At 40.7% G+C, this 5,830-nt stretch carries 7 protein-coding genes, 1 rRNA gene and 1 riboswitch; all 8 genes read left to right on the top strand.

Annotation, left to right across the window (positions count from 1 at the left end):
• Positions 1 to 111 precede the first annotated feature (111 nt).
• Positions 112 to 227, top strand: a 5S ribosomal RNA gene (rrf, locus tag AC1DSB_RS13155).
• A 731-nt stretch (positions 228 to 958) separates the two neighbouring features.
• Entirely contained in the window at positions 959 to 1,501 is a 543-nt protein-coding gene (locus tag AC1DSB_RS13150) for a DUF2179 domain-containing protein (protein ID WP_036660252.1), read from the top strand.
• Positions 1,498 to 1,686: an NETI motif-containing protein gene (locus tag AC1DSB_RS13145; protein WP_477531621.1), complete on the top strand. Its 189-nt coding sequence runs from the start codon at positions 1,498 to 1,500 to the stop codon at positions 1,684 to 1,686. Before AC1DSB_RS13150 ends, AC1DSB_RS13145 begins: the two co-directional genes overlap by 4 nt.
• Positions 1,687 to 1,782: 96 nt before the next feature.
• Positions 1,783 to 1,883: riboswitch (purine riboswitch) on the top strand.
• A 202-nt stretch (positions 1,884 to 2,085) separates the two neighbouring features.
• Positions 2,086 to 2,574 carry a 5-(carboxyamino)imidazole ribonucleotide mutase gene (gene purE, locus AC1DSB_RS13140; protein ID WP_016429432.1) on the top strand — a complete coding sequence of 163 codons (489 nt, stop codon included), beginning with the start codon at positions 2,086 to 2,088 and terminating at the stop codon, positions 2,572 to 2,574.
• Complete coding sequence (gene purK / locus AC1DSB_RS13135; RefSeq protein WP_477531620.1) at positions 2,571 to 3,695, top strand: 5-(carboxyamino)imidazole ribonucleotide synthase; 1,125 nt, start codon at positions 2,571 to 2,573, stop codon at positions 3,693 to 3,695. The genes purE and purK overlap by 4 nt, the downstream gene beginning before the upstream one ends.
• 12 nt (positions 3,696 to 3,707) lie before the next feature.
• Positions 3,708 to 5,003, top strand: a complete 1,296-nt coding sequence (gene purB, locus AC1DSB_RS13130) for an adenylosuccinate lyase (RefSeq protein WP_477531619.1) — start codon at positions 3,708 to 3,710, stop codon at positions 5,001 to 5,003.
• 14 nt (positions 5,004 to 5,017) lie between these two features.
• Positions 5,018 to 5,734 carry a phosphoribosylaminoimidazolesuccinocarboxamide synthase gene (gene purC, locus AC1DSB_RS13125; RefSeq protein WP_477586861.1) on the top strand — a complete coding sequence of 239 codons (717 nt, stop codon included), beginning with the start codon at positions 5,018 to 5,020 and terminating at the stop codon, positions 5,732 to 5,734.
• A partial coding sequence (locus tag AC1DSB_RS13120; protein WP_477586862.1) for a phosphoribosylformylglycinamidine synthase subunit PurS occupies positions 5,731 to 5,830 on the top strand: 100 nt, incomplete at its 3' end. The genes purC and AC1DSB_RS13120, both read left to right, overlap by 4 nt.

The following is a 5,830-nucleotide window of genomic DNA, read 5'->3' as shown; positions in this document are numbered from 1 at the left end:
TGACGTGTGCAGCTGACGAATACTAATCGATCGAGGACTTAACCAAAATGAATTTGAATGGTTTTCAATGACCCGTTTATCCAGTTTTGAGTGAACAAACACTCAAAAAAGTCTAGTGATTATGGCAAAGAGGTCACACCCGTTCCCATACCGAACACGGAAGTTAAGCTCTTTAGCGCCGATGGTAGTTGGGGGTTTCCCCCTGTGAGAGTAGGACGTCGCTAGGCAAATAAGAAACCGATACCTTYCGAGGTATCGGTTTTTTTGTGTTGTTTTTAAGGGTTTGAACAGGAGCGTAGCGGAAACAAGGCCATTAAGAGTTTTAGCCATGTATTCCCTCCCCTAAATGGGAGCCATTCCGCTGACGCTGCAAGTCTCTTCTCTGTTGGAGAAGGATCACATATAGAAAGTCCATTAAAAGACGGTATTGATTCAGAAAGTCTACTTGCTCGTGAGATGAGTTTGAGCGATAAATGCTTCGATTTGAACGATAAATCTCTAGTTTGAGCGATAAAGTATCCAATCTGCACGATAAATCTCCAGTTTGATTGATAAATTTACAACTGTTGATTTTAAGCGAACGAGCTTGTTTCACCCGACTGTTTAACTTGGGTTATGAGACAATCGACTATCACAAACCCCTGAATGGTGGAGATTCTGCCGGTCGCTGCATGGCTCTCTTCTATTTGATGGGATTTTCTTGAACATCCAGTTGAATCAGCTGGTTCAAAGCGACTGGATGGCTTACTAACTAAAAGTAGTTTACATCTTTTCATTAAAGGRCAAATTTAATATAAGTGAAATATAAATAACTTCCTAGCATATCAGTGCTTTTCGCTTTAACAGTARATAGCTTTGTTTTAATGTCAATTACAGAAATTCCGCAAAATTTCTTGTATTCTAAAGGGTTCTCTAATAAGATAGGGGCTTAATGTTTTTTCATGAAGGGAAGATTATTATGAGCAATGATGCACTTTTGATGGTATTAATCATATTTACTATAAATATTGTCTATGTTTCGTTTTTTACAGTGCGCATGATTATGACGTTGAAGGGTTATCGTTATTTTGCAGCGTTTCTCAGCACAATTGAAGTGGTTATATATGTTGTGGGTCTTGGATTAGTATTGGATAACTTGAATGAGATCCAAAACCTTATAGCCTACGCAGTTGGGTATGGTACTGGGGTCCTTGTTGGTACGAAAATTGAAGAGAAGATGGCCCTTGGTTATATTACGGTAAATGTCATTACGACTGAAGAAAATCGTACCTTGCCACGCCTTTTGCGTGATAAAGGATATGGAGTAACTGATTGGGAAGCGAATGGTCTTGAAGGTAACCGTAAAGCGATGCAAATCCTGACTCCCCGAAAATATGAATTGAAACTGTATGCAACGATAAAAGAGCTTGATCCAAAAGCATTCATTATTGCTTATGAGCCGAAAACTATTCATGGTGGATTCTGGGTTAAAACGGTAAGGAAAGGAAAACTATTTAAATGAAGAAAAAGACTGTATGGTTTGAAGTTGCAGAGAATGAAACCATTGATGACTGTTTAAAACGTATGCAGACTGAAGGATATATGCCAACAGGGCGAAGGGAAGAGCCGATTTTCCAAGAAGTGAATGGAGAAATCGTCCCAATTCGTCAAATCATCCAATTTAAAGGTACGTACATCTCTGAATAACCTAAAAACTGGCGAAAAACCGAACGATATTGTTTTCTGAAAATTTATCGTTCGCATTTTAGCGTTGACTCGAGTCCTAATGGTTGTTAAAATATGAATAAGAACAACGATAATCCCCATATATGCTAAAGAATTGGCTTTAGCGTCTCTACCAGGTCACCGTAAATGACCGGACTATGCGGGAAAGCAACTTTTGGATGAAAATAAGGATGTGAGTCTGCATATGTATATGTCAGCCGTTCATAACCCCTTTTCTTTAAAGTCCTCAAGTAAACTGCTTTTCATGCATAGTGAGCAGTTTATTTGGGGACTTTTTGTCATTAATGTCTAGCTTCAAGTGTTATCTCGTTGTCAAACTAGTGTAGCGCTTTAAGCTTTTCAATAAAGGAGCGATTTCAGATGAATGCAAAAATCGGCGTGATCATGGGAAGCTCAAGTGATTGGGAAACAATGAAACATACATGTGACATATTAGATGAACTGCAAGTCCCTTATGAAAAAAAAGTGGTGTCGGCGCATCGCACGCCAGATTTAATGTTTGAGTATGCGATGTCAGCAAGAACACGAGGAATTCAAGTGATTATTGCGGGAGCTGGCGGAGCCGCACATTTACCGGGTATGGTTGCAGCGAAAACGACGTTACCGGTTATTGGGGTTCCTATTCAATCAAAAGCATTGAATGGTCTTGATTCGTTACTATCCATAGTTCAAATGCCAGGTGGCGTTCCTGTTGCGACAGTCGCTATCGGCAAAGCTGGAGCAACGAACGCAGGATTGCTTGCTGCTCAAATGCTAGCAATGACCGATCAAACCTTAGCACACAATTTAGACTTAAGACGTGAAGCGACGAAAGACAAAGTATTTGAAAGCAACGGTGACCTCATATGATCAAAACCATTTCACCAGGACAAACAATCGGAATTATTGGTGGAGGTCAATTAGGTCGAATGATGGCTTTGGCTGCCAAGGAAGCCGGATTCAAAATTGCAGTGCTCGATCCAAGTATGGAATCGCCTTGCGGTCAAATCGCGGATATACGAATTGTTGCACCTTATAATGACCAGACGGCATTAGAAGAGCTAGCAGATGTCAGTGATGTCATTACGTACGAATTTGAAAATATTGATTATGAAGGACTGAAGCGGTTAGCTGAATATGCTTATATTCCTCAGGGGGCAGAACTTGTCCGTATAACACAAAACCGAATTACAGAAAAAGCTGAAATTTGTCAGGCTGGTGTACCGGTTGCAGACTATATAGTTGCGACAAGTATTGTGGAACTGAAAGCATGTATTAATGAGGTTGGTTTCCCTTGTATCGTCAAAACCGCATACGGCGGTTACGATGGCAAAGGTCAAGTAAAGCTCGAATCGGAAGCCGATTTAATACTGGCGGAACCATTATTCAATCACGGTGCGTGTGTTGCGGAAGCGTTCGTGCCATTCGTTAAAGAAATTTCAGTTATCGTACAGCGTAATGGAAACGGGGAAACCTATTGCCTGCCTGTAGGTGAAAATATTCATAAAGATCATATTTTACACGAAACGATTGTACCTGCTCGTGTAACTGAATCGATTCTGACACAAGCTACAGAAGCAGCAGAACAAATTGCTGATCATTTACAATTAGTCGGCACTTTGGCAGTTGAAATGTTTGTGCTGAAAGATGACACGATTGTGATTAACGAGTTGGCGCCACGTCCTCATAACTCAGGACACTATTCAATAGAAGGTAGTACGATATCACAGTTTCATCAACATGTGCGTGCAATTTGCGGATGGCCTCTAAGGAAGCCTGTCCTGCATCAACCGACTGTCATGGTCAATGTACTTGGAGAACACGTCGTTCCTCTATCGAACGCGATTTCTAAATACCCAGACTGGTCCATTCATCTATACGGTAAAGAAGAAGCGAAAACAAAACGTAAAATGGGGCATGTGACCATTTTGACAAACGATATAAATCAAACGCTACAAGAAATCGAGGATTCCGGCATTTGGTCGGAATAGAAGGAGAACTATATGATAGAACGTTATACTCGCCCTGAAATGGGAGCAATTTGGACAGAACAAAACAAATACCAAGCATGGTTGGAAGTTGAGATTTTGGCATGTGAAGCATGGGCTGAACTTGGCGATATTCCAAAAGAAGACGTAGCGAAAATTCGTGCTAATGCTTCATTTGATATTAATCGCATTTTAGAAATTGAAGAAGAAACGCGTCATGATGTTGTTGCTTTCACACGTGCAGTATCTGAAACACTTGGCGATGAGCGTAAATGGGTACATTACGGACTGACTTCTACGGATGTAGTTGATACAGCTCTTTCTTACATCATCAAGCAAGCAAATGAAATCCTTCGTAAAGATTTGAACAATTTCGTTGAAATCTTGGCCAATAAAGCAAAAGAACATAAATTCACGGTCATGATGGGACGTACGCATGGTGTTCACGCGGAGCCAACGACATTCGGCTTGAAACTTGCCTTATGGCATGAAGAAATGAAACGTAACGTAGAACGTTTTGAAGCAGCTGCAAAATCAATTGAAACAGGCAAAATGTCTGGTGCAGTTGGAACATACGCAAACATCGATCCATTTGTAGAGAAATATGTTTGTGAAAACTTAGGAATCGAAGCATCAAAAATCTCGACACAAACATTGCAACGTGACCGCCATGCACAATACATGAGCACACTGGCATTGATTGCAACGTCTGTAGAGAAGTTTGCAACTGAAATTCGTGGACTGCAAAAATCGGAAACACGTGAAGTGGAAGAATCATTTGCAAAAGGTCAAAAAGGATCATCTGCTATGCCACATAAACGTAACCCGATTGGTTCTGAAAACATGACTGGTCTTGCACGATTGATTCGTGGATATATGTTGACTGCTTATGAAAATGTGTCTTTGTGGCATGAACGTGATATTTCACATTCTTCAGCTGAGCGTGTCATCTTACCGGATGCGACAATCGCTTTAAACTACATGCTAAATCGTTTCGGAAACATCGTAAAAAACTTGACGGTATTCCCAGACAATATGAAACGCAACATGGACAGCACACTCGGTTTGATTTACTCACAACGCGTTCTTCTTGCCTTGATTGACAAAGGAATGGCTCGTGAAGAAGCGTATGATACAGTTCAACCTTGTGCGATGGAAGCTTGGGAAAACCAAATTGCTTTCCGTGGTGTCGTTGAACAGAACGAAACCATTACTTCTCAATTGTCTAAAGAAGAATTGGACGATTGCTTTGACTATAACTACCATATCCAACATGTCGATATGATTTTCGAACGTCTCGGACTAAACTAATCGGGGGAATACACGTGGAAAAAGGTCAGCTTTTGTATGAAGGTAAGGCGAAACGATTATATACAACAGACAAAGAAGATATTCTTTTTGTGGAATACAAGGATAGTGCAACTGCGTTTAACGGAGAAAAGAAAGCTGAAATCGCAGGAAAAGGTACATTGAATAACCAAATCACATCTTTACTGTTTGAAAAATTGAAAGCTGCAGGTATTGATTCTCATTTCGTTGAGCAATTATCCGATCATGAGCAATTAGTGAAAAAAGTTGACATCATTCCAATCGAAGTCGTGGTTCGCCAGGTCGCAGCGGGCAGTTTAGCTAAGCGCCTCGGACTGGATGAAGGAGTAGAACTCGCACGCCCTATCGTCGAGTTCTACTACAAAGACGACGAACTTGGTGATCCCCTCATTACTGAAGAGCACATCGAGCTTTTGAACATCGCTTCTAAAGAAGAAGTACAAGCTCTTTATGATAAGGGATTACAAGTAAATGAGATATTGACGCAATTCTTCAAAGAAATCGGTGTTATTTTAGTTGATTTCAAACTAGAATTTGGCCGGGACAATGAAGGCAATGTATTGCTAGCTGATGAAATTTCACCTGATACGTGCCGCTTATGGGACGAAAAAACAAAACAAAAGCTCGACAAAGACATGTTCCGCAGAGATTTAGGTCAATTAACGGACGCATACGAAATCATACTATCCCGTCTAGGAGGAATCACACAATGAAAAAAGTAAAAATCTATGTAACGCTTCGCGAAAGTGTATTAGACCCACAAGGTTCGGCCGTAATGGGAGCTCTGCATACAATGCTCTGCATACAAT

It is taken from the genome of Paenisporosarcina sp. P4_E4_2 (assembly GCF_056401595.1).
Note: the sequence above shows the minus strand (reverse complement) of the source record. Positions and strands in the feature narration are given on the sequence as shown.

Coding starts and splice junctions, on each gene's coding strand:
- purK (WP_477531620.1), top strand. CDS start 2,571: ATGATCAAAACCATTTCACCAGGACAAACAATCGGAATTATTGGTGGA.
- purB (WP_477531619.1), top strand. CDS start 3,708: ATGATAGAACGTTATACTCGCCCTGAAATGGGAGCAATTTGGACAGAA.
- AC1DSB_RS13145 (WP_477531621.1), top strand. CDS start 1,498: ATGAAGAAAAAGACTGTATGGTTTGAAGTTGCAGAGAATGAAACCATT.
- AC1DSB_RS13150 (WP_036660252.1), top strand. CDS start 959: ATGAGCAATGATGCACTTTTGATGGTATTAATCATATTTACTATAAAT.
- purE (WP_016429432.1), top strand. CDS start 2,086: ATGAATGCAAAAATCGGCGTGATCATGGGAAGCTCAAGTGATTGGGAA.